This window comes from Flavobacterium sp. S87F.05.LMB.W.Kidney.N (assembly GCF_004366435.1).
Taxonomy (GTDB): domain Bacteria; phylum Bacteroidota; class Bacteroidia; order Flavobacteriales; family Flavobacteriaceae; genus Flavobacterium.
This window is the reverse complement of record NZ_SODX01000001.1, coordinates 1299835-1321617: the sequence shown is the minus strand read 5'-3', so window position 1 is coordinate 1321617 and position 21783 is coordinate 1299835. Positions and strand designations below refer to the sequence as shown.

Below are 21783 nucleotides of genomic sequence, written 5' to 3'. Positions count from 1 at the left end.
TTTCGAATCTTACAATTCTATTACTCTTATTCTTTTGTTCTAACATCTCTGTTAAAACGGCTGTCAATTCAATATGTCTACGAACGTGTCTTCTTTATTATTCCGCCTGTGTTTCAAAGCGGGTGCAAAACTAAAAATTCTTTTTGTTTCCTGCAAGAAAAAATTAAAGTTTTTTTTCGAAATTTTTAAATCTCTTTTTCTCTAATTCTTCTCTCAGTATCTCAAGGAACTTCCCGTATTTGCGGGGTGCAAATGTAATATCCGTTTTCCATTCCCACAAGCTTTTTCTAATCTTTTTTTGAAAATTTCTTTTCTCTTTTAATTAGTTTTTCCTGCCGGTATTTCTGTGAACATTGCGTTGTTGCGGGTGCAAAAGTACCACCTTTATTTACATCTGCAAGACTTTTTTTTATATTTTTTCCATGTTTTTTCTAAGTGGTTGGTTTCGCGTTTTTTACATAGCAAAGTTTTTTGGTCTTTTTTCCAAGGGTGGGTGCTTTGCGACGATTTTACGGCAAAAAAACAAAGTTCTCTTTTGGAAATTGGATGCGCAAAGTTCTCAAAACTGTGTTTTATTCCTATTTTGCCGTATGCACAAAGAACGCCAAGCTTGATTTTATACTTCTTTTTAATCGCGCAAAGTCGCAAAGTCGATAAATTTTAGTTTGCTTTTGCAATTTTATCCAGATCTTTTCTTGAAAACTGCTGCCCTAGCCCCGATAGCAGTGGAAATCCTTTTGTTTTTTTCTTTAAAAAGCAAAAGATTGAAACGGATAGCGGGAAATAGCTCCTAATAAAACAAATTTTAAATTTTAAATTTAAAACTCTAAACTTTAAATTCCAAATTATCTGGATTGCGTAATACTTTGCAAAGGCTTCGACTTCGTTCAGCCGGGCAATTGGTATATTTTATAGATATGGGTAAATATATTACGTTACGGATAAGACGCACTGCTGTGCGTCTCTACAAAAAATCTGGACTTAATTTATTCTATACATATATATGTATAAAAAGTAAACCCGGCAGGTTTTTAAAACCTGTCGGGCTGAGTGAATGAGATCTAGTCTCATATATAATATACTTATATATGTATACTTTCGTTTAAAGTGTCGATTGCTTCTTTTGTGATTTGAATACTTTTTAGTTTTGCCTGATGATCGAAGATCGGGCTTGTTACCATGAGTTCGTCAATTCTTGCGTAGTCGATGAACTTTTTTAAATCGGTAACTAATTGTTCTTTGTTTCCAGTGAAGGTTCCTGCTGTCATTTGATTGACATGGAAACGTTCTTGCTCGTTCATAATGTCATCTAATGATGGAACTGGAGGTTGTAAACCTTTACGATCGTTTCTAATTAAGTTCAAAAACATTTGATACAAACTTGTAGATAATAACTCTGCTTCTTCATTTGTATCTGCAGCAATTATATTGACACAAGCCATTGTTTGGGGTTTTTCTAAATATTCTGATGGCTGGAAATTTTCGCGATAGAATTCAAATGCCTGAATCATCAGTTTTGGCGCAAAGTGTCCTGCGAAAGCATAAGGCAATCCGTAAGCTGCTGCCAAAGCTGCACTATCCATGCTTGAACCTAGAATCCAAATTGGGACTTTTAATCCTTCGGCTGGGAATGCACGCACTTTTCCTGTTTCATTTTCTGAAGAAAAATACTCTTGAAGTTTGCTTACATTTTGCGGAAAACGCTGTGCCTGCTCAAAAAAATCTTTTCGAATTGCTTCGGCAGTTGGCTGGTCTGTTCCAGGCGCTCTTCCTAAACCTAAATCGATTCGGTTTGGATAAAGCGTTTCCAAGGTTCCAAATTGTTCGGCAACTACTAAAGGAGAATGATTAGGAAGCATGATTCCACCAGAACCTACACGAATATTTTTTGTCTGACTTGCTACATAACCAATTAAAACGACAGTTGCTGTACTTGCAACGTGCGCCATGTTATGATGTTCTGCCAGCCAAAATCGCTTGTATCCTAAATTATCTGCTAATTGCGCTATGTCTTTTGTTTTTTGAAATGTTTCTGTGGCGTTGCTATCCTGAGTGATGATAGCGAGGTCTAATAATGAGACCGAAATTGGGTTTTTCATATAAAAAATGCTAGTATACAAAATTAACTCATTTATCTGGATGCCTTTTGTTTTCTAATGTTAATAGAATTATAATATTCACAAAAGTCAAAAGATGGGCTATTTTTAATAATTAATTATTGTTTTACAATAATTAATTATACATTTGCAATATCAATTTAACTTTTCAATATATGAAGACAACTCATATTGTATCTCGAATATTATTTTACTTTACCAGATTTTTGTCCGTTGTTTATTTCTTTTTGGCGGCATATTCTGTTTTTACTTTAATGACGGGATTGTTTTTGACCTTTAAAGATAACGGAAAGTATTTTCAGGTTTGTTATCCTTTTACTTCTCATCCTTTAATGTTAGGAGATTATAATATTCCATATATTCTTTTTGATTTTTTAGCACCACTAAGTCTATACGGTCTTTTCTTTTTATTGAGCAGCAATGTTTTTAAGGTCTTTTATCAGCCAAAATTGTTTACTGCAAATGGAATTTCTCATTTAAGGCGTTTCTATTTATCGAATTTATTAATTCCGAGTATTGTACTATTTGTAGCTTTCTTTTTTGTTCCGCTGGATAATGAAGTTTGGCTTTTTATTATACTGCACGGAATGCTTGGTGTTTTTGCTTACTTTTTAGCTGCTATTTTTAAGCAAGGTTTAAACCTTCAGAACGAACAAGACTTATTTATATAACTATGCCAATAATCGTAAATGTTGATGTAATGCTTGCCAAACGCAAGATGCAGAGTAAAGAGTTGGCAGAAAAACTAGATATTACGCCTGCCAATTTATCGATTCTAAAAACTGGAAAAGCAAAAGGAATTCGGTTTGATACTCTCGAAGCTATCTGTAAAATTCTGGATTGCCAGCCTGGCGATATTTTAGAATACGTAGCAGAATAGCTTTCTTTTAAATTTTAATTTCTAAACATAATAAATCGGTTTTTGAAGCCGACAGGCATTCTATTGCCTAAAATTTTCAAATCAATAATTCATTTAATCATCTAAATCAATCAAAAATGAACAGTTTATCAATCAAAAATCTCAGCAAAACGTATGAGAACGGCACGAAAGCGATTGACCAATTATCGCTTGAAATTACAAACGGCATGTTTGGTTTACTTGGCCCAAACGGCGCCGGAAAGTCAAGTTTAATGCGAACTATTGCCGCTTTACAAGAACCAACTTCTGGAATTATTGAATTTAACGGAATTAATATTCTGGAAAACCCAATGTTTATTCGACAAAACCTAGGCTATCTTCCGCAGGAATTTGGGGTTTATCCTAAAATTTCTGCCTATCGCCTGCTCGATCATTTGGCAGTTTTGAAAGGGATTATCAACAAAAATGAACGACACGATCAAATTTTGTATTTATTGCAGCAGACTAATTTATTACAGCATAAAGATAAATCTGTTCATTCTTTTTCCGGCGGGATGCGTCAGCGATTTGGAATTGCTCAGGCTTTGCTTGGAAATCCGAAGATTATTATTGTGGATGAACCAACTGCGGGACTTGATCCGGAGGAAAGAAACCGATTTAATAATTTGTTGAGTGAAATTGGCGAAAGCATTATCGTGGTGTTATCAACACATATTGTAGAAGACGTTCGAGATTTATGTCCTAAAATGGCAATTATCTCTCACGGAAAATTGATTTTGGAAGGAAAACCCAATGAAGCAATCGATTCTCTGAAAGATAAAATCTGGATGAAAGCGATTCAAAAAACAGAATTGAAAGATTATCAATCGAATTTCAACATCATTTCTTCGCATTTAAATTCAGGAAAAATCAATATTCATGTTTTCGCAAATGAACGTCCGGATTCTGGTTTCGAATTGATATCGCCAGATTTAAGCGATGTTTATTTTAGTGTTTTAAGTCAAAATCAACTTCAAAATTAAGGTTATGTTTTCTAAATTAATTCAATTTGAATGGCATAACAATACCAGAAGTTGGACTTTTTATGCCACATTTATTATTTATCTGATTCTTGGATTTTTTGTCAGTGCGTTTGCGAACTTCTCTTTTTCGGGCGCATACAAAAATAGTCCGTATGTTTTAACTTATGCGATTGGTCTGATTTCGTTAATGACGATATTCTCGATTACGCTTCAGGCGGCACAAAGTTTTTTAAAGGAATATGAAACGAAATTCGATTCGATTATTTTCTCCTCTCCTATTTCTAAATTTCATTATTTAGCTCCAAAATTTATTGCAGCATTTATAATCGCCGTAGTTTCTTTTGGAATGTTTATCGTCGGAATGATCGTTGGACACCAAATGTCATGGCTTCAAAAAAGTGAACTTGGACCTTTTGAAATTATAAATTATTTGTGGCCGTATTTCGTAATTGTGATTCCGAATATTTTCTTGTGCCTTTCTATCTTGACTGCTCTGGCGTGGCTTACCCGAAGTAAACTATTCATTTATGTTGGCGGATTATTAATTTACATCTTATATATAGCAGGTTCGATTTTTTCGAATTCGCCCCTATTTGCAAATGCTTCTCCATCTTCGGCGAAAGCCATGTCTTGGGCAGCAAAAATAGATCCGTTTGGTTTGGCTGCTTTCTTGGAACAAACGAGATATTGGACAGCGATTGAAAAAAATACCCAACTGGTTTCGCTTTCTGGCAATTTTTTATTCAATAGAATACTGTGGATTTCTGTTTCTCTGCTTTTACTTTTTGTTTCGTATCGATTATTTTCATTCCAAAAAACCAAAACTAAAAAGGTAAAAACATCTAAACTCATTCAAAAAGAAACAAAAGTATTTTCGGAAGCAATTCCTAAAAACATCGAATTCAAAACTTTCAGACATAATTTAGCTGTTTTTAAAAGCAATATAAAACTGGATGTTTATTTAATTCTGAAAGGAATTCCATTTTTGCTGATTGTACTTTTATTCTCTGGATTATTAATGATTGAGATTTCAGATGAAATTGACGGCGGAATCCGCTTGGCTGAAAAAATCACCGATACTGCTTTAATGATTACCACCATAATTGATCGTCTTCCTTTTATATTGATCCTGATTCTCCTTTTTTACAGCAGCGAATTATTAAACCGAAGTGAAAATTCGAGATTTGAAATGCTTGAAAACACTGCGCCTTATTCTCAGTTTATTGTTTTGCTGGCAAAATTGACAGCACTTTTTATAATTCCGTTACTCATTATTAGTATAAGTATTTTGATTGGATGTGGATTTCAAATTATGAATGCGAATGCTCCAATCGAAATTGGTCTTTATCTTTCTTTGTTTTATTTTATTGGGTTTCCGTTGCTTTTAATTTCAATTTTGATCATTGCAATTCAGACTTTTATTAAAAATAAATATATCGGACTTGCGATTTCGGCTTTTGTCTGCATTTTGTTTTGTACTGGAATTGGAGAGCAATTGGGAATTTCACATCCTTTATTTCGTTTTGGAAATGCTTTTAAAACAGAATATTTTGATTTGAATGGTTTCGGAAAATATACAATTCCTTTTCATATTTCGATGTTTTACAATTTCGGATTGGCATTAATCCTTTTAACCCTGACAGGAATTTTATGGAAAAGAAATGCTTCAATCGTAAAAACCTTTCGCAGAAATTCATTTAATGGTATTCAAAAAACAACTTTAGTATTTGGAATTATTATTTTTATTGGTTTTGGAAGTTATCTTTTTTACAAAACCAATATTGAATATCTGTATTTGACCGAAGACGATCAGAATAATTGGAGCGAGAAATATGAAACTCAATTTAAAAAATATACAAATCTACCTCAGCCAACAATCGTTTCGATAAAAAGTAAAGTCGATTTATATCCCGAAGAAAACCGCTATGAAGTAAATGGCATCTATGAACTAATTAATAATTCCGAAAAACCAATAGATAGTTTACTCCTATATATAGATCGAAATTCAAAACTGACTTCTGTTGAGATTCCGACTTCTAAAAAATTAGATGATGTTTCTGATTTTCAACATTATTGGTTTCGATTAGAAAAACCTTTACAGCCAGAGCAAAAACTTAAAATGAATTTTTCTTTTGAATCATCTTGGTCGCCTTTTAAAGGACACACGGCTTTTAATTCTATAATCGAAAATGGTTCTTTTATGCGAATAAGCCGTTACTTTCCGCTTTTTGGTTATCAGGAATCGAATGAAATCAGCAGTAAAAAAGAGCGTGCAAAAAGACATTTGAAACCTCAGACGCCTCTTAAAAAACTGGAAGATAAATCTAAAATCAAATATGATTTTGTTGATTATGACGCTGTGGTTTCAACATCTAAAAATCAAACTGCTATTGGTGTTGGAGATTTAATTGGAAGTTGGAAAAAAGACGATCGCAATTATTTTCATTATAAATCAAATGGAAAGATTCCGTTTCGATTTGCTTTTTCTTCTGCTGATTATCAAATTCAAAAAACGAAATATAAAGGAATTTCTATTGAAGTTTTTTATGATAAAAGACATTCCAGAAACGTTGAAAAACTAATTCAAGATGTAAAAAATACTTTAGATTACTGCCAGAGCAATTTTGGTAAATATCCATATAAAACGATTCGATACGCCGAAGTTTCTGCTTTCGCGGATGGATTTGCTGCAACTTCTTATCCGTCGACAGTTTTTATGAAAGAGAATTTCGGATTTTACAGCGATCTCAAAAACAAAGATAAAGAAGATGTCATCAATCAATTAACGGCTCATGAATTGTCGCATGAATGGTGGGGAAATTCACAAATAAGCCCAGAACAAAAAGAAGGAAGCTGGATTTTGACCGAAACTTTGGCTCAATACACAGAATTAATGCTTTATGAAAAAGAACATGGTTTAGAAAAAGCACTTGAAACATTAAAGATTCATCTTGATTTATACTTGAGCAGCAGAAGTTACGATCCAGAAACACCTTTATATAAAACCAATTACGACACGCCTCATTTACCTTATGATAAAGGAATGCTGGTTATGCATCAATTGCGAATATTAATTGGTGAAGAAAAAGTAAATCTGGCTTTGAAAAATTTTCTGAATCATTATAAATATCCAAGTCCGTTTCCTGATTCTGAAGATTTATTAAAAGAAATTTATACTGTAACGGATAAAAAACTATATCCAAAATTAGATGAAATGTTTAAGCAGATTATTACTTATTCGTCTAAAATAGAATCGGTTTCAAGTAGTAAAAAGAATGGTTTTTATGAGGTTTCTTTTAAAGCGGTTTCTGAAAAATTCAAAGAAAGTGCGACGGGAGAACGAAAACAAATTCCAAACGACAATAAAATAGATATTGGGATTTATGATGAAAACGGAAAGTTATCGCGTTTTACATTTGCAATAAAAAACAATAAAATAGAGGGAAAAATAAAATCTAAAATAAAACCTCAACGAATTGTTGTAGACCCTTATTTAATGAATATTGATACTTTTATAAGGGATAACGAAAAGGAGATTAATTAGAAAGTTTTGCCACAGATTAAAAAGATTAGAAGGATTATGTTATTTTGAAAGTAAAAAAATCATTAGAATCCTTTTAATCTGTGGCTATATTTTTTATTTCAGTTCAATGAAAATCTGTTTGTGAGTTGTTTTTCCGTCGTCTTTAATTTTTAAATCTTTACTTGATTCGATTTCAAATTTTGATGAAGTATCAACTATTAAAGAAATATCTCGATTTCTAAAGTTTTCTGGAATTTCAGGTAATTCAATCGTAACTTCTATTTCTTTATCTTTTTGTTTGTAATCGACTTTAATTCTGTCTCTTAACCAAATATATTCGTAAACTTCCTGCCACGGTGCCATCCAAATTGTATCACTTCCTTTTACGCCGTACTTATCTGCAAGCGCTGTCATATAATATTTAAAATCGCGAAAACGCATGCTTAAATTCCATAAATTTCCATTGCCTGTACCGTGCGTAAATTCGTTAAACCAAAGTGTATTTGGTTGTTTTACAATCGAATCTAGTATCTTTAAATAACGATCCATTGTTTTGAAACTAGTTGAATCTTTTGAGCTCTGCACAAAAGTTCTGGCTGTAATCATTTTATCTAAATCGACTTTAGAATCAACATTTAAAATAGGTCCAACACCTTTGTGGGAAGCAACTGAAAGAAATCCGTTTGCTAATGCAGCTTTTTCATATTCATGATGATAATCTGGATCTCCTTCTCCGCCAGGAACCACAAAATGTGACATGGTAAAATCAAGATTTTGTTTTATCGAAGTAGTATTTTCAGTTACTTCTGTCAAATAATTTGTACCGTGTTTTGTAGCGTGATGAAAACCGTGATTCAAAACATCCCAGCCAGCATTATACATTTCTTGAATTTCTTGCCAAGAAAGATGTCCGCGATTTGCTGGCAAATCACGAATTGCACCACCGTTAATTGCCAAAGCCAATTTAAATGGGATTTTGTTTCCGAAACCGTCTGAATAAAAAAGACCATTTGAAGTTGTTCCGTCTCCGCCTTGATCGATTTTCCATTCGTTTTTATCAGGATTACTGATTTTTCCGCCATTCAATAATGGAAAGGCTGTTAAATAAGCAGATCGATATCCATCATCAAGCGTAAAACTATAGGCAAAATGTTTATTGAATTTTAAAGGAGCAGGTTTGATTTTAACCTCATCGGCGGATTTTAATTTGATTTTAAAAGAAATAGTTTTTGATTTTGAAGAATCTTTTTGAACAATTTCATTTGAGAAACCATTAAAACTTCCGAAGATTACGACAGCTATTAAAAGGAGAATTCGTTTTGACATAAATTTTAGTGGTTCTTTTTGGATCTAAAAATACACTTCTTTTCGATGAAAATATTTTAAAACTGATTACATACTTAAAAATAATTTATTCCGAATTAAAAAAGGAAAGTGATTTAAAACCTAAATTTGTACATCAAAACAACTTGCTTTCCTCAAATGACACACAAAATTTTAATTATAGACGACGAAGAAAAACTGAGAAGTCTGTTGGCGCGTATTATAAAATCGGAAGGATTTGAAGTTTTCGAGGCAAAAGATTTAAAATCTGGTTTTAAGAAACTAGAACAAACCGAAATTGATGTCGTTTTGTGTGATGTCAAATTACCTGATGGAAATGGCGTTGATTTTCTTCAGAACATAAAAGCAAGTTTCCCGCTTGTAGAAGTTATTCTGCTGACAGCTTTTGGAAATATCCCAGACGGAGTTCAGGCAATGAAAAATGGTGCTTTTGATTATATTGTAAAAGGTGACGATAACGATAAAATTATTCCGCTTCTTTATAAAGCTTTAGAGAAAGTGGAATTGCAGAAAAAAGTACAGCAGCTGGAGAAACGTATTGCAAGTAAATATTCTTTCGAGACTATAATTGGAAAATCTAAAGGAATTGAACAGGTTATTGATCTTGCCCAAAAAGTTGCCAAAACAGATTCAACAGTATTATTGACTGGTGAAACCGGAACCGGAAAAGAAGTTTTTGCGCAGGCCATTCATGAAAACAGCAATCGTGTCGGAAAATCTTTTGTGGCTTTAAACTGCAGCACTTTCAGCAAAGAGATTCTGGAAAGCGAACTCTTTGGTCACAAACAAGGCGCTTTTACCGGAGCTTTAAAGGATAAAAAAGGTTTTATAGAAGAAGCAAATGGCGGTACTTTGTTTTTGGATGAAATTGGAGAAATGCCGATTGATCTTCAAGCCAAATTACTTCGCGTTTTAGAAACTTCCGAATATATTCCGGTTGGCGATACAACTCCAAAAAAATCAAATTTCAGATTAATTGCGGCTACAAACCGAGATTTAAAAACAGAAAGTGATGAACACCGTTTCCGTTCTGATTTGTATTTCCGTTTGAATATCTTCGAAATCAAACTGCCTTCGTTGCGAGAAAGAATCAAGGATATTGGCATTTTGACGCATTATTTCGTCAAACAATTTTCTGAAAAAACAAACAAAAAAACATTACATATTTCAGATGATTTTCTGCAGAAATTAGAAAATTATTCTTGGCCGGGAAATATCCGTGAACTTAAAAATATTATCGAAAGATCGGTTATTTTGAGTAATGGCGATACTTTAACTTCAGATGTTTTGCCGTATGAAATGCAGCATCAAACGGAAAAAAGTACAAAATCAATGTCGGCTTTCTCTATGCAGAGTGTTGAAAAATTGCATATTCAGAAAGTATTAAATTATACGAAAGGTAATAAAGCCGAAACGGCAAGATTATTAGAAATTGGAATTGCGACTTTGTATAGAAAATTGGAAGAATATGGGATTGAAAATTCCAAAATTTAAATTTCAAATTCCAACTGCAATAACAATCTCAATTAAAATTTAAATTTTTAAAGCTTCGGAGAAGCGAAATATTTATAGAATTATTTATTGCCAATAATGTAAAGCCCCAGCGGAGCGACACCTACGCAATCTAAAAAAATATGTCACCCCGCTGGGGCTGTGATAACTGTGATTCTTTTATTTCTATAAATATTTCGCTCCACCGGAGCTTGACAATAACATATCAAAACGAGAAAAGCTTATCAAAATGATAGGCTTTTTTTATGCCTTCTTTTTGGCATATAATCATATTTCTTTTATTGACAGCGCTTTAGCAACATCTTGACTTTTTCGGAACATCTTTTGGCATAAGGAGGAAGAACATAAAAATTCATTCTCATGAAAAATCAAGTCACATCAATCTACAAACAAGCAGAACGCTTTGCCGAGATAACTAAAAAATCTATTATTTCTGGAAACATCGTTCGTGCAAAAAAATGCCTGGCTCTTGCAGAACGCTTATTTATCAGCGGAAGCATCGAAACTAAAAATGCCATTTCTAATGTGTATGTTTTTTCGGTTTCTTCTTTTATGGAAATGCGCCACTGCAATATTTCACATCTTTTTCCTCAAACGCTTAAAGCGGAATACATCAAGCAAGTTAATACTTCGGGAGTCTAATTCGTGAAATGTTTTTTGTGAAATGTTAAATGTTGTTTCCTTTCACAAATCACATTTTACGTCTCACATTTCACAAATCTAAAATCTAAAATAAAATCTTATGATCACTTTTCTTTTACTCGCATTGGCCGTTGTGCTGTTTGCCATTTGTTTTCTGTCAGTTGAATTCTTTGAAAAAATCTAAATCATGACTGCACTATTTATTATTTCAATCGCCGTTTTCGTGTATTTGGTTTATGTATTAATCAAACCCGAAAAATTTTAAACATGTAAAAAGTTATAAGTGAGATGTTAGATGTTATACGTCAGTCTGCTTTTACATCTCACATTTTACAATTAACAAATCACATTTTATGAACACAGAATTATTAGGCATCATTGGTATTTTTATCCTAACTATTGTTTTAGCGATTCCTTTAGGGAAATATATTGCTAAAGTTTATTTGGGAGACAAAACACTTTTTGACCCGATTTTCAATCCAATTGAAAAATTTATTTTTAAAATCAGCGGTATAAATGCCACTGAAGAAATGAACTGGAAACAGCACTTAAAAGCACTTTTAAGTATAAACATGGTTTGGTTCTTTCTTTGCTTTTTTGTTTTATTGTTTCAGGGTTCTTTACCGCTTAACCCAGATAACAATCCATCTATGACGCCAGATTTGGCATTTAATACTGCTATTTCATTTTTGGTTAACTGCAACTTACAGCATTATTCAGGCGAAAGCGGGGTTTCTTATCTTTCACAAATCGTCTTGATGTTCCTTCAGTTTGTTTCTGCTGGTATCGGAATGGCTGCCGCCGCTATGATTTTTACAGCAATGAAAGAAAGAACTACAGAACAGTTGGGTAATTTTTACAATTATTTCATCAAAAGCTGTACTCGTATTTTATTACCCCTTTCAGCAATTGTGGCTGTTGCATTAGTTTTTAGCGGTACGCCAATGACTTTTGAAGGTAAAGATGCTATTACAACGCTGCAAGGCGATCATGTAGAAGTTTCTCGCGGACCTGCGGCAGCCTTTATTGCTATTAAACATATTGGTACAAACGGTGGTGGATTCTTTGGAGCCAACTCGGCGCATCCATTAGAAAATCCAACTTATCTTACTAATGGAATTGAACTTTGGGCACAGATGATTATTCCGTTTGCGATGATTTTTGCGCTTGGCTTTTTCTTAAACAAAAGAAAATTATCGAATATCATTTTTGGTGTAATGACCATTGGATTCTTACTTCTGGTTGTTCCAACAGTGATGAGCGAAATGAACGGAAATCCTGCTATTGAAAAAATGGGTATCGCACAAACAACTGGAGCGATGGAAGGAAAAGAAGTTCGATTTGGCCCTGCAATGTCAGGTTTCTGGAGTATTGCCACAACGGTAATTTCTACAGGTTCTGTAAACAGTATGCACGATAGTTCGATGCCGGTTTCTGGCGCTATGCAATTATTATCGATGATGGTAAATGCCTTTTACGGTGGATGTGGCGTAGGTATTTTGAACTACTACATTTTCATTATCCTAGCCGTATTCATCTCTGGATTAATGGTGGGTCGAACTCCTGAATTTTTAGGGAAGAAAATCGAAGCACGGGAAGTTAAAATTGCTGCTTTTATTGCGATTCTTCATCCTTTATTAATATTAGCCGGAACTGCTTTAGCATCTTATTTTGCCGCACATGATACTGCAATGGGCTATTGGTTCAGCGGCAACGCAACAGGCTGGTTAAACAATCCTGGAAATCACGGATTCTCAGAAATGCTATACGAATACACTTCGAGTGCTGCCAATAATGGTTCTGGTTTTGAAGGATTGGGAGATAATAATCCGTTTTGGAATATCACTACAGGAATTGTGTTATTGTTAAGCCGTTTTATTCCAATCATTGGTCCGTTAGCAATTGCAGGTTTACTGGCAGGTAAAAAATACATTCCAGAGAGTGCAGGAACTTTAAAAACAGATACATCAATTTTCGGAATAATGACTTTTGCTGTAATCGCAATTATTGCTGCTTTATCATTCTTTCCTGCGTTGGCACTTGGACCTTTAGCCGAATATTTTGGAATGTAAAATGTGATTTGTAAGATGTAAGACACAAACTCAAACAACATCTTACATCTTACAAATCACATTTCACTCTCATAAATCACAAATCATACACGCGCTTCAAGATTCTTGATTAATCCATAAATAAGTTTTCCTATGATATCTAATTTTTCTATCAATTGGTCACATTCTTTTTCATTGAAAAAATCTAATTCTTTGCTTAATAAAATTAAAGTATCGAGTTCTGATAAAGAACCTAGCGAAATATGTAAAAAATGGATGAACTCTTTTGTTCCTTTTCTCGCTGCGCCTTCTGCAATATTAACAGGTACAGAAACAGAAGCTCTGCGGATTTGCGAAGTAATTCCAAACTTTTCCTCAGAAGGGAATTGTCTTGTAGCTAAATAAATTTCTTTAACGAATTCAAAACTTTTAATCCATGAATTCAATTTCTTATGTGGTTTCATATTTAAAATAATTATTTACAAAAGTAGGAAATTTCACATTTAACATTTAACATTTTACACAAAGAAAAATGACAACTAATAAATCCACATCATTGTTTGAAAGTAAGCAGGTAAAAGAAGCTCTAGTGCAGTCTTTTGTCAAGCTGAATCCAAAAATGATGATCAAAAATCCGGTAATGTTTACCGTAGAAATAGGAACTGCGATCATGTTTGCGGTTTGTATTTCCATATTAATGGGAGCAACAGATCAAGGTAGTTTTATCTATAATTTAATTGTGTTTTTGATTTTACTGGCAACGCTTTTATTTGCCAATTTCGCCGAAGCAATTGCCGAAGCGAGAGGAAAAGCACAAGCTGACAGTTTAAGAAAAACACGTGAAGAAACTCCTGCAAAGCTTGTAAAAAGTGAAAAGTCAAATGTAAAAGGTCGGCCTGATACATTTCACATTTTACATATCTCATCTTCACAACTAAAAAAAGGAGATGTTTTCATTTGCGAAGCTGGCGATTTAATCGCAACTGATGGTGAAATTATCGAAGGTCTGGCTACAATCGACGAAAGTGCCATTACCGGAGAAAGTGCTCCTGTAATCCGCGAAGCTGGTGGTGATAAATCTTCTGTAACTGGAGGAACAAAAGTCTTATCTGATAAAATTAAAGTAATTGTAACCTCAGAACCTGGCGAAAGCTTTCTGGATAAAATGATTGCCTTGGTTGAAGGTGCGAGTCGTCAGAAAACACCAAACGAAATTGCATTAACCATTTTATTAGCCGCATTTACTTTAATCTTCGTGATTGTGTGCGTTACGCTAAAACCGTTTGCCGACTATGCCAACGCACCCATCACGATTGCGGCTTTTATCGCCTTGTTCGTTTGTTTGATTCCAACTACAATTGGAGGTTTACTTTCTGCAATTGGAATTGCGGGAATGGACAGAGCGCTTCGTGCCAACGTGATTACAAAATCTGGAAAAGCGGTTGAAACTGCCGGAGATATTGATGTACTGCTTTTGGATAAAACCGGAACAATCACGATTGGAAACAGAAAAGCAACCAATTTTTATCCTGCAACAGGTGTTACTCAAGAAGACTTTATTAAATCTGCTGTGTTAAGTTCATTAGCAGATGACACTCCGGAAGGGAAAAGTATTGTGGAACTGGCAGGAGCCGAAACTGCCAATAAATTATCAATTGAAGGTGCTACTTTAATCAAATTTACCGCAGAAACTAGAACTTCCGGAGTCATTTTAAGAGACGGAACGAACATTAGAAAAGGTGCTCAGGATGCTGCAAAAAACATTGCACTTCAAGCTGGAAATGCATTTCCTGAAGATACAGCTCAAAAAGTAATTGACATTTCGACAAATGGAGGAACGCCATTAGTGGTTATTAAAAACAATCAGGTTCAAGGTGTTATCGAATTGCAGGATATCATAAAAACCGGAATGAAAGAACGTTTTGACCGATTGAGAAAAATGGGTGTAAAAACGGTTATGGTTACCGGAGATAATCCACTGACAGCGAAGTTTATTGCAGAAGCCGCAGGTGTTGATGATTTTATTGCGGAGGCGAAACCTGAGGATAAAATGAACTACATCAAAAACGAGCAAAACCTAGGTAAACTTGTTGCTATGATGGGTGACGGAACCAATGATGCTCCTGCCCTAGCGCAAGCGAATGTAGGTGTTGCCATGAACAGTGGAACTCAAGCTGCAAAAGAAGCAGGAAACATGGTCGATCTAGACAATGACCCAACGAAACTAATCGAGATCATTGAAATTGGAAAACAGCTTTTAATGACTCGCGGAACTTTAACTACTTTCTCTATTGCAAATGACGTTGCGAAATATTTTGCTATTGTTCCTGCTCTTTTTATTACTGCGATTCCTGCGTTGCAAGGTTTAAATATCATGCATTTGCATAGTCCTGAAAGTGCGATTTTATCGGCTGTGATTTTCAATGCGATTATCATTCCAATTTTAATTCCGCTGGCATTGAGAGGGGTTGATTATAAACCAATTGGAGCAAGTGCCATCTTAAAAAGAAATCTTTTGATTTATGGACTTGGTGGCTTGATCGTCCCTTTTATCGGAATTAAAGTAATTGATTTGGTTGTTACTTTCTTTATTTAGTGAAATGTGATTTGTAAAATGTGAAATGACAAAATCAAAAACTCACATATAACAATTTTACAAATCACTTTTTACATCTAACATTTTACATTAGAAACATGAAAACAATATTTTCACTCTTAAAACTTACCGTACTTACTTTGATTTTGTTTGCGGTTATTTATCCTCTTGCGATTTACGGAATCGCACAAATTACTCCAAACCAAGGAAAAGGAGAAACGATTTTGGTTAACGGAAAAGTGGTTGGTTACCAAAAAATTGGTCAGAAATTCGACAAATCGAATTATTTCTGGGGAAGACCTTCGGCTGTAGATTATAATGCGGCTGGAAGTGCCGGAAGTAATAAAGGACCAAGCAATGCTGATTATTTGGCTTTGGTTCAAAAAAGAATTGATACGCTTTTATTGGTTCACCCCTATTTGAAAAAATCGGACATTCCAGCTGATATGGTTACGGCTTCTGGAAGTGGTTTAGATCCGAATGTTTCTCCGCAAGGCGCTTTGATTCAGGTTAAGCGAATTGCTAAAGAGCGAAAACTGGACGAAGCAAAAGTAAAAGCTTTGGTGGAGTCTAAAATTAATTCGGCTGTTGTTGGCCCAGAAACTGTGAATGTTCTGGAATTGAATGTGGCGCTGGATCAGATTCGTTAAGCTCTAAGATGCTAAGGTTCTAAGGTTCTGAGATTCTAAGTTTTTTATCCTAACAGGTTTTAAAAACCTGTTAGGTATTATAAACTCGTTATTACGAATTCTAATTCTTTTCTATACGTATTCTTGTCATTTCGACGAAGGAGAAATCTTCGCAAGAAACTCGACAAAGATTGGCGATTCACTTTACGGAGCTACTTACGGAGATTTCTCCTTCGTCGAAATGACAAACTAAGCGATAAAAACTAAACTTAAAATTAAATATCTACAAGGTTTTAAAAACCTTGCAGGAAACGAAAATGCCTTTTTTACCCCAAATGACCTAGCCCCGATAGTCCCGAGGGTTCTGGAGCGGGAAATAGCTCCTAAAAAATCTACTAATAAAATAATTGAATACCACAAAAAATGAAAAAAATAATACTTACTGCTTTAATCGCTTTTGGTTTTAGCAATTTACACGCACAAGAAGAATCGAAAAGTCCGTTTACGTTTTCAGGATATGTAGACGCTTATTATAGTTATGATTTCGGAAAACCGGAAAATCATACTCGGCCAAACTTTTTTTATAGTTATAATAAAAGCAACGAAGTAAACCTGAATTTGGGTATGGCGAAAGTGAATTATTCTAAAGAAAATATTCGTGGAAATTTCGCTTTGATGGCCGGAACTTATGCCGAATATAATATGGCAGCCGAGCAGGGTTTATTGAAAAATGTTTACGAAGCAAATGTCGGTGTGAAGATTTCGAAAAACCATAATTTATGGATTGACGCGGGAATTATGCCTTCGCATATTGGTTTTGAAAGCGCCATTGGAAAAGACTGTCAGACTTTAACGAGAAGTATTCTGGCTGAGAATTCTCCTTATTATGAAACGGGAGTAAAAATTGGCTATACGTCTGAATCTGGAAAATGGTATTTGGCAGGAATGTATTTGAATGGCTGGCAACGAATTGAGAAAGTAGAAGGCAATCAAACGCCTGCTTTTGGAACGCAAGTTACGTACAAACCATCTGATAAAGTGGTTTTGAACTGGAGCACTTATGTTGGAAATGAACAACCGGATATTGACAAAAAATGGCGCTATTTTAATAATTTCTACGGACAATTTAAAGTAACAGAAAAAACAAACGTAACGGCTGGTTTTGATGTTGGATCACAACAATCGGCTAAAAATAGTAATAAATACGACACTTGGTTTTCGCCAGTTTTAATTCTGCAATACAAACCAACAGATAAAATTCAGCTTGCAGCACGCGGTGAATATTACAGCGACGAAAAAGGAGTAATCATTGCAACTGAAACGCCAAACGGTTTTAAAACTTACGGTTTTTCAGCTAACTTTGATTACTTAGTTACTGATAATGTTATGTTTAGAATTGAAGCCAGAAATCTTTCAAGCAAAGATGAAATCTTCACAAATAAAGACAATCTTCCAACGGATACGAATACGTTTGTAACGACTTCATTGGCGATTTCATTTTAGCTTTAGGCTATAGGCTTTAAGCAGTAACCTTTTTAAAAGTTATACTGCCTAAAGCCTAAAGCTTATTGCTTAAAGCATATTTTTATGGAAAACGAAAATAATAACGCACAGCACTTTCTCGATTTGATTCAGAAATCACGAAAAGGGAAGTTTAAAATCTACATTGGGATGAGCGCCGGTGTGGGCAAAACTTTCCGTATGCTTCAGGAAGCGCATTCGTTATTGAAAAACGGAATCGATGTGAAAATTGGCTACATCGAAACACACATGCGGAAGGAAACGCATGAATTACTTTCTGGCCTTCCGATTATTCCGAGGCGGACGATTTTCTATAAAGGAAAAGAACTCGAAGAACTCGATGTTCAGGCAATCATCAACCTTAGACCAGAAGTAGTTATTGTTGATGAATTGGCACACACAAACGTTGAAGGAAGCAAAAACGAAAAACGCTGGCAGGATGTTTTGGAGATTCTGGAAGCTGGAATTAATGTCATTTCGGCTGTCAATATTCAGCATATTGAGAGTTTAAATGAAGATGTGAAACGTATTACGGGAATAGACGTTCAGGAACGGATTCCAGATAATGTTTTACGATTAGCAGACGAAGTGGTCAATATCGATTTGACCTCGGAAGATTTGATTGCACGTTTGAAAGAAGGAAAAATTTATACTCCAGATAAAATTCAGACGGCTTTAACGAACTTTTTTAAATCGGAACAAATTCTTCAACTTCGAGAACTGGCTTTGAAAGAAGTAGCGAGTCAAGTCGTTCGAAAAGTTGAGAATGAAGTTCCGAATCTTCATGCTTTGCGACATGAAAAATTACTGGCGTGCATTAGCAGTAATGATAAAACAGCCAAAATTGTGATTCGAAAAGCAGCACGATTGGCAAGTTATTACAACGGATCATGGTATGTTTTGTACGTAGAAACACCGCAGGAAAGCAGTACAAAAATTGCTTTAGACAAACAACGTCATTTAATAAATAACTTTAAACTCGCCGTACAATTAGGCGCAGAAGTTATTAAATTAGAACATAAAAATATTGCCGATGCGATTTTGATTACTGCAGAAGAAAAACAAATTACAACTGTATGTATTGGAAAACCGCATTTGAATTTATTTAAAGTAATTTTGTCTACAACAATTTTCAGGCGTTTGCTAAACAAACTGTCTTTATCAAATGTTGATCTTGTTATATTATCGTGAAATGTTTGATGTAAAATGTGAGATGATCTTTGGGAAATACATTTTACATCTCACAGCCAACATTTTACAAAAATTAAAATTATGAGAATTAAAACCAAATTAAATCTGGGTGTTGGATTATTATTTTTAATGATCATTATACTTTCGCTCGTAAGCGGTTATTCTGTTTTTTTAATAAAAGCAGACACAGAGAATATTCTAAAAGCGAATTATAATACATTAGAATATTCGCGAAATATGATTTTGTCTTTGGATGAAATTAAAACCAATCCTGATAATGAGATTAAGACTTTTAAAAAATATCTGGAAAAGCAAACGCAAAATGTAACTGAACCTGGAGAAAAGGAAGCAACCGAAAATCTGGAAAAAAGTTTTTCGCTTTTAGAAAAAAATGGTACTGATGAAACTTTAAAAACGCAAATCAGAAAAGACATTTTTGCAATCATGAAACTCAATCTCGATGCTATAAAACAGAAAAGTGATATTGCCAAACTCACAGCCGAAAATGCTAATTTATGGATTGCCATTGTTGGAAGTTTATGCTTTTTGATTGCCTTTAATTTACTGGTCAACTTACCCAATAATATCGCTAATCCAATTAAGGAATTAACGCTGAGTATTAAAGAAATAGCCAATAAAAATTATTCAGAACGGGTACATTTTACAAGTCATAGCGAATTTGGTGATCTTGCAAAGTCGTTTAATACGATGGCGCAGAAACTTCAGGAATATAATGATAGTAATTTGTACAAATTATTCTTTGAGAAGAAACGTCTCGAAACTTTAATCAATAATATGCACGACCCTATTATTGGTTTGGACAATGAAGGAATTGTTTTGTTTGCCAATGACGAAGCGCTAAAAATTATTGGTTTGAAATTGGAAGATGTTATTGGAAAATCGGCTTCAAATTTGGCCTTATCAAATGATTTGATTCGGTCGTTGATTTTAAAAGATGATGTCAATGCACCTAAAAAACAACCGCTTAAAATTTATGCTCACGGAAAAGAGAGTTATTTTGAAAAAGAGATTCTGAATATTACTATAATTCCGACTGGTGAAGAAAAAGAAATTAATATCGGTGATGTAATTATTTTGAGAAACATTACACTTTTTAAAGAATTGGATTTTGCCAAAACCAATTTTATTGCGACCGTTTCGCACGAATTAAAAACACCTATTGCATCTATAAAACTGAGTTTACAATTGCTTGAAAATGCTAAAACGGGCGACATGAACGATGATCAGAAGCAACTGGTGGAAAGCATTAAAGACGATAGTCAGCGTTTATTAAAAATTACAGGCGAATTACTCAATTTATCACAATTGGAAACTGGAAATATTCAACTAAATATTGAAAAAAGTAATCCGCATGAAATTGTAAATTATGCTGTTGAAGCCGTAAAAGTTCAGGCCGATCAAAAACAGATTAAATTGGTTATTAATGCAGATGAAAATCTTGAAGATGTAAAAGCTGACAGCGAAAAAACAGGCTGGGTTTTAATTAATTATTTGTCGAATGCTATTCGGTATTCTTCTGAAAAAAGCACCATTTTCATCAAATTAAAAAAAGAAAATAATCAAATCGTATTTCAGGTCATCGATACCGGAAAAGGAATTGATACAAGATACAAAGACAAACTTTTCGATAAATATTTTCAGGTTCCGGGAAGTCAAAAATCCGGAACAGGATTAGGCTTGGCAATCAGCAAAGAATTTATTGAAGCGCAAAATGGGAATGTTGGGGTCGAGAGTAATTTAGGATTGGGAAGTACGTTTTGGTTTTCGTTGAAGGTTTAAAAAGATTCGAACCATTTTCTAGAACTGATGACACTTAAAAAAAGATAATATTTAGTCAATCTTAATCAAACCATTCTATTTAAAACCAACAAATTAATATTCCCTTAAGGTTCAATTAAGCCCAAAATACCTGCATTGAACATTCGCTATTATTGCAAAATATAACGACAAAAACAATGTTCCTCAAAACGATTTCCCTTGTATTCCTGTTCGGATTATTTTCTGCAAATGCACAGCAAAATGATTCAATTGTAAAAATTGACAGTACTTCAAATCATTTAAAATTTAATTACAAACAATTAATTATTCCAAGTGCATTAATTGGCTATGGTGTTATTGGAATTGGAAATGATCAACTCCTAAGTTTTAATCATCAAATTAAGAATGAAGTTACTGAAGACATTGACGAGAAAATTACTATTGACGATTTCTCTCAATACGCACCCGCAGCATCTGTTTATGCTTTGAATGCTTTTGGAGTAAAAGGTAAAAACAATCTACGAGATCGTTCTGTAATATTTGTGACTTCTTATGTTATAATGGCTTCAACGGTTTTAGGTTTAAAATCGATTGTGCATGAAGAACGTCCAGACGGAAGTTCGAACAATTCTTTTCCTTCAGGACATACTGCGACTGCTTTTGCCGGAGCCGAGTTTTTATGGCAGGAATACAAAGATAAATCGATTTGGTACGGAATTGCCGGATATGCCGTTGCAACCGGAACTGGATTATTTAGAATTTACAATAACCGCCACTGGTTAACCGATGTCGCTGCAGGAGCTGGAATTGGAATTTTGAGCACCAAATTAGCGTATTGGATGAATCCTTATATTACCAAAAAATTATTCAAATCTTCTTCTGAAAGTAAGTCAACTTCTATGGTAATGCCTTTTTATAATGGGCAGCAATATGGATTGGGTTTTGTGAAAGTTTTTTAGCGTTTTTAACCACAGAGATTAAAAGGATTAAAAAGATT

The 21783-nt window shown here is 34.2% G+C and carries 17 protein-coding genes; 14 read left to right on the top strand and 3 right to left on the bottom strand.

What is annotated here, in order from left to right; genetic code table 11:
- Window positions 1-1082: 1082 nt before the first annotated feature.
- Complete coding sequence (locus EDB96_RS05795; RefSeq protein ID WP_134139635.1) at window positions 1083-2099, bottom strand: LLM class flavin-dependent oxidoreductase; 1017 nt, start codon at window positions 2097-2099, stop codon at window positions 1083-1085.
- A 173-nt stretch (window positions 2100-2272) separates the two neighbouring features.
- On the opposite strand from EDB96_RS05795, the gene EDB96_RS05790 reads away from it, so the two are divergent.
- The 4 genes from EDB96_RS05790 to EDB96_RS05775 all read left to right on the top strand — a co-directional run bounded on the left by EDB96_RS05790 (window position 2273) and on the right by EDB96_RS05775 (window position 7542).
- Window positions 2273-2788, top strand: coding sequence for a DUF2975 domain-containing protein (locus EDB96_RS05790; RefSeq protein WP_134139633.1), 516 nt, complete (start codon window positions 2273-2275; stop codon window positions 2786-2788).
- A 2-nt stretch (window positions 2789-2790) separates the two neighbouring features.
- Entirely contained in the window at window positions 2791-2997 is a 207-nt protein-coding gene (locus tag EDB96_RS05785; protein ID WP_012024053.1) for a helix-turn-helix domain-containing protein, read from the top strand.
- A gap of 116 nt (window positions 2998-3113) precedes the next feature.
- Window positions 3114-3998: an ABC transporter ATP-binding protein gene (locus tag EDB96_RS05780; RefSeq protein ID WP_134139631.1), complete on the top strand. Its 885-nt coding sequence runs from the start codon at window positions 3114-3116 to the stop codon at window positions 3996-3998.
- 4 nt (window positions 3999-4002) lie between these two features.
- On the top strand, window positions 4003-7542 hold the full coding sequence (locus EDB96_RS05775) for an ABC transporter permease/M1 family aminopeptidase (RefSeq protein ID WP_134139630.1): 3540 nt from the start codon (window positions 4003-4005) through the stop codon (window positions 7540-7542).
- 93 nt (window positions 7543-7635) lie between these two features.
- Here EDB96_RS05775 and EDB96_RS05770 read toward each other — a convergent pair whose 3' ends face one another.
- Window positions 7636-8847, bottom strand: coding sequence for a polysaccharide deacetylase family protein (locus tag EDB96_RS05770; protein ID WP_134139628.1), 1212 nt, complete (start codon window positions 8845-8847; stop codon window positions 7636-7638).
- A gap of 156 nt (window positions 8848-9003) precedes the next feature.
- On the opposite strand from EDB96_RS05770, the gene EDB96_RS05765 reads away from it, so the two are divergent.
- The 4 genes from EDB96_RS05765 (at window position 9004) to kdpA (ending at window position 13091) form a co-directional block, all read left to right on the top strand.
- Window positions 9004-10359 (top strand): sigma-54-dependent transcriptional regulator, encoded by a 1356-nt coding sequence (locus EDB96_RS05765; protein ID WP_134139626.1) that lies wholly within the window; start codon window positions 9004-9006, stop codon window positions 10357-10359.
- Window positions 10360-10737: 378 nt separating this feature from the next.
- On the top strand, window positions 10738-11019 hold the full coding sequence (locus EDB96_RS05760; protein ID WP_029273480.1) for a hypothetical protein: 282 nt from the start codon (window positions 10738-10740) through the stop codon (window positions 11017-11019).
- Window positions 11020-11206: 187 nt separating this feature from the next.
- Window positions 11207-11284: a K(+)-transporting ATPase subunit F gene (kdpF, locus tag EDB96_RS05755; RefSeq protein WP_081909388.1), complete on the top strand. Its 78-nt coding sequence runs from the start codon at window positions 11207-11209 to the stop codon at window positions 11282-11284.
- A gap of 88 nt (window positions 11285-11372) precedes the next feature.
- Window positions 11373-13091, top strand: coding sequence for a potassium-transporting ATPase subunit KdpA (kdpA, locus tag EDB96_RS05750; RefSeq protein WP_134139624.1), 1719 nt, complete (start codon window positions 11373-11375; stop codon window positions 13089-13091).
- Window positions 13092-13174: 83 nt separating this feature from the next.
- Here the strand turns inward: kdpA and EDB96_RS05745 are convergent, their stop codons facing one another.
- Window positions 13175-13534 (bottom strand): four helix bundle protein, encoded by a 360-nt coding sequence (locus EDB96_RS05745; RefSeq protein ID WP_134139622.1) that lies wholly within the window; start codon window positions 13532-13534, stop codon window positions 13175-13177.
- A 68-nt stretch (window positions 13535-13602) separates the two neighbouring features.
- Between EDB96_RS05745 and kdpB the strand changes: the two genes are divergently transcribed.
- From kdpB to EDB96_RS05715, 6 genes are all read left to right on the top strand, one after another.
- Window positions 13603-15666, top strand: coding sequence for a potassium-transporting ATPase subunit KdpB (gene kdpB, locus EDB96_RS05740; RefSeq protein WP_134139621.1), 2064 nt, complete (start codon window positions 13603-13605; stop codon window positions 15664-15666).
- Window positions 15667-15764: 98 nt separating this feature from the next.
- Window positions 15765-16316 carry a K(+)-transporting ATPase subunit C gene (locus EDB96_RS05735; protein WP_134139619.1) on the top strand — a complete coding sequence of 184 codons (552 nt, stop codon included), beginning with the start codon at window positions 15765-15767 and terminating at the stop codon, window positions 16314-16316.
- A gap of 402 nt (window positions 16317-16718) precedes the next feature.
- Window positions 16719-17798 carry a porin gene (locus EDB96_RS05730; RefSeq protein ID WP_134139618.1) on the top strand — a complete coding sequence of 360 codons (1080 nt, stop codon included), beginning with the start codon at window positions 16719-16721 and terminating at the stop codon, window positions 17796-17798.
- Window positions 17799-17882: 84 nt separating this feature from the next.
- The gene (locus EDB96_RS05725; protein WP_134139616.1) at window positions 17883-19007 is read left to right on the top strand and encodes a universal stress protein; all 1125 of its coding nucleotides are present in this window, start codon (window positions 17883-17885) and stop codon (window positions 19005-19007) included.
- Window positions 19008-19088: 81 nt separating this feature from the next.
- A complete protein-coding gene (locus EDB96_RS05720; RefSeq protein WP_134139614.1) occupies window positions 19089-20807 on the top strand; it encodes an ATP-binding protein in 1719 nt (572 codons plus the stop codon).
- Window positions 20808-20983: 176 nt separating this feature from the next.
- On the top strand, window positions 20984-21745 hold the full coding sequence (locus EDB96_RS05715) for a phosphatase PAP2 family protein (RefSeq protein ID WP_134139612.1): 762 nt from the start codon (window positions 20984-20986) through the stop codon (window positions 21743-21745).
- The last annotated feature ends 38 nt before the right edge of the window (window positions 21746-21783 follow it).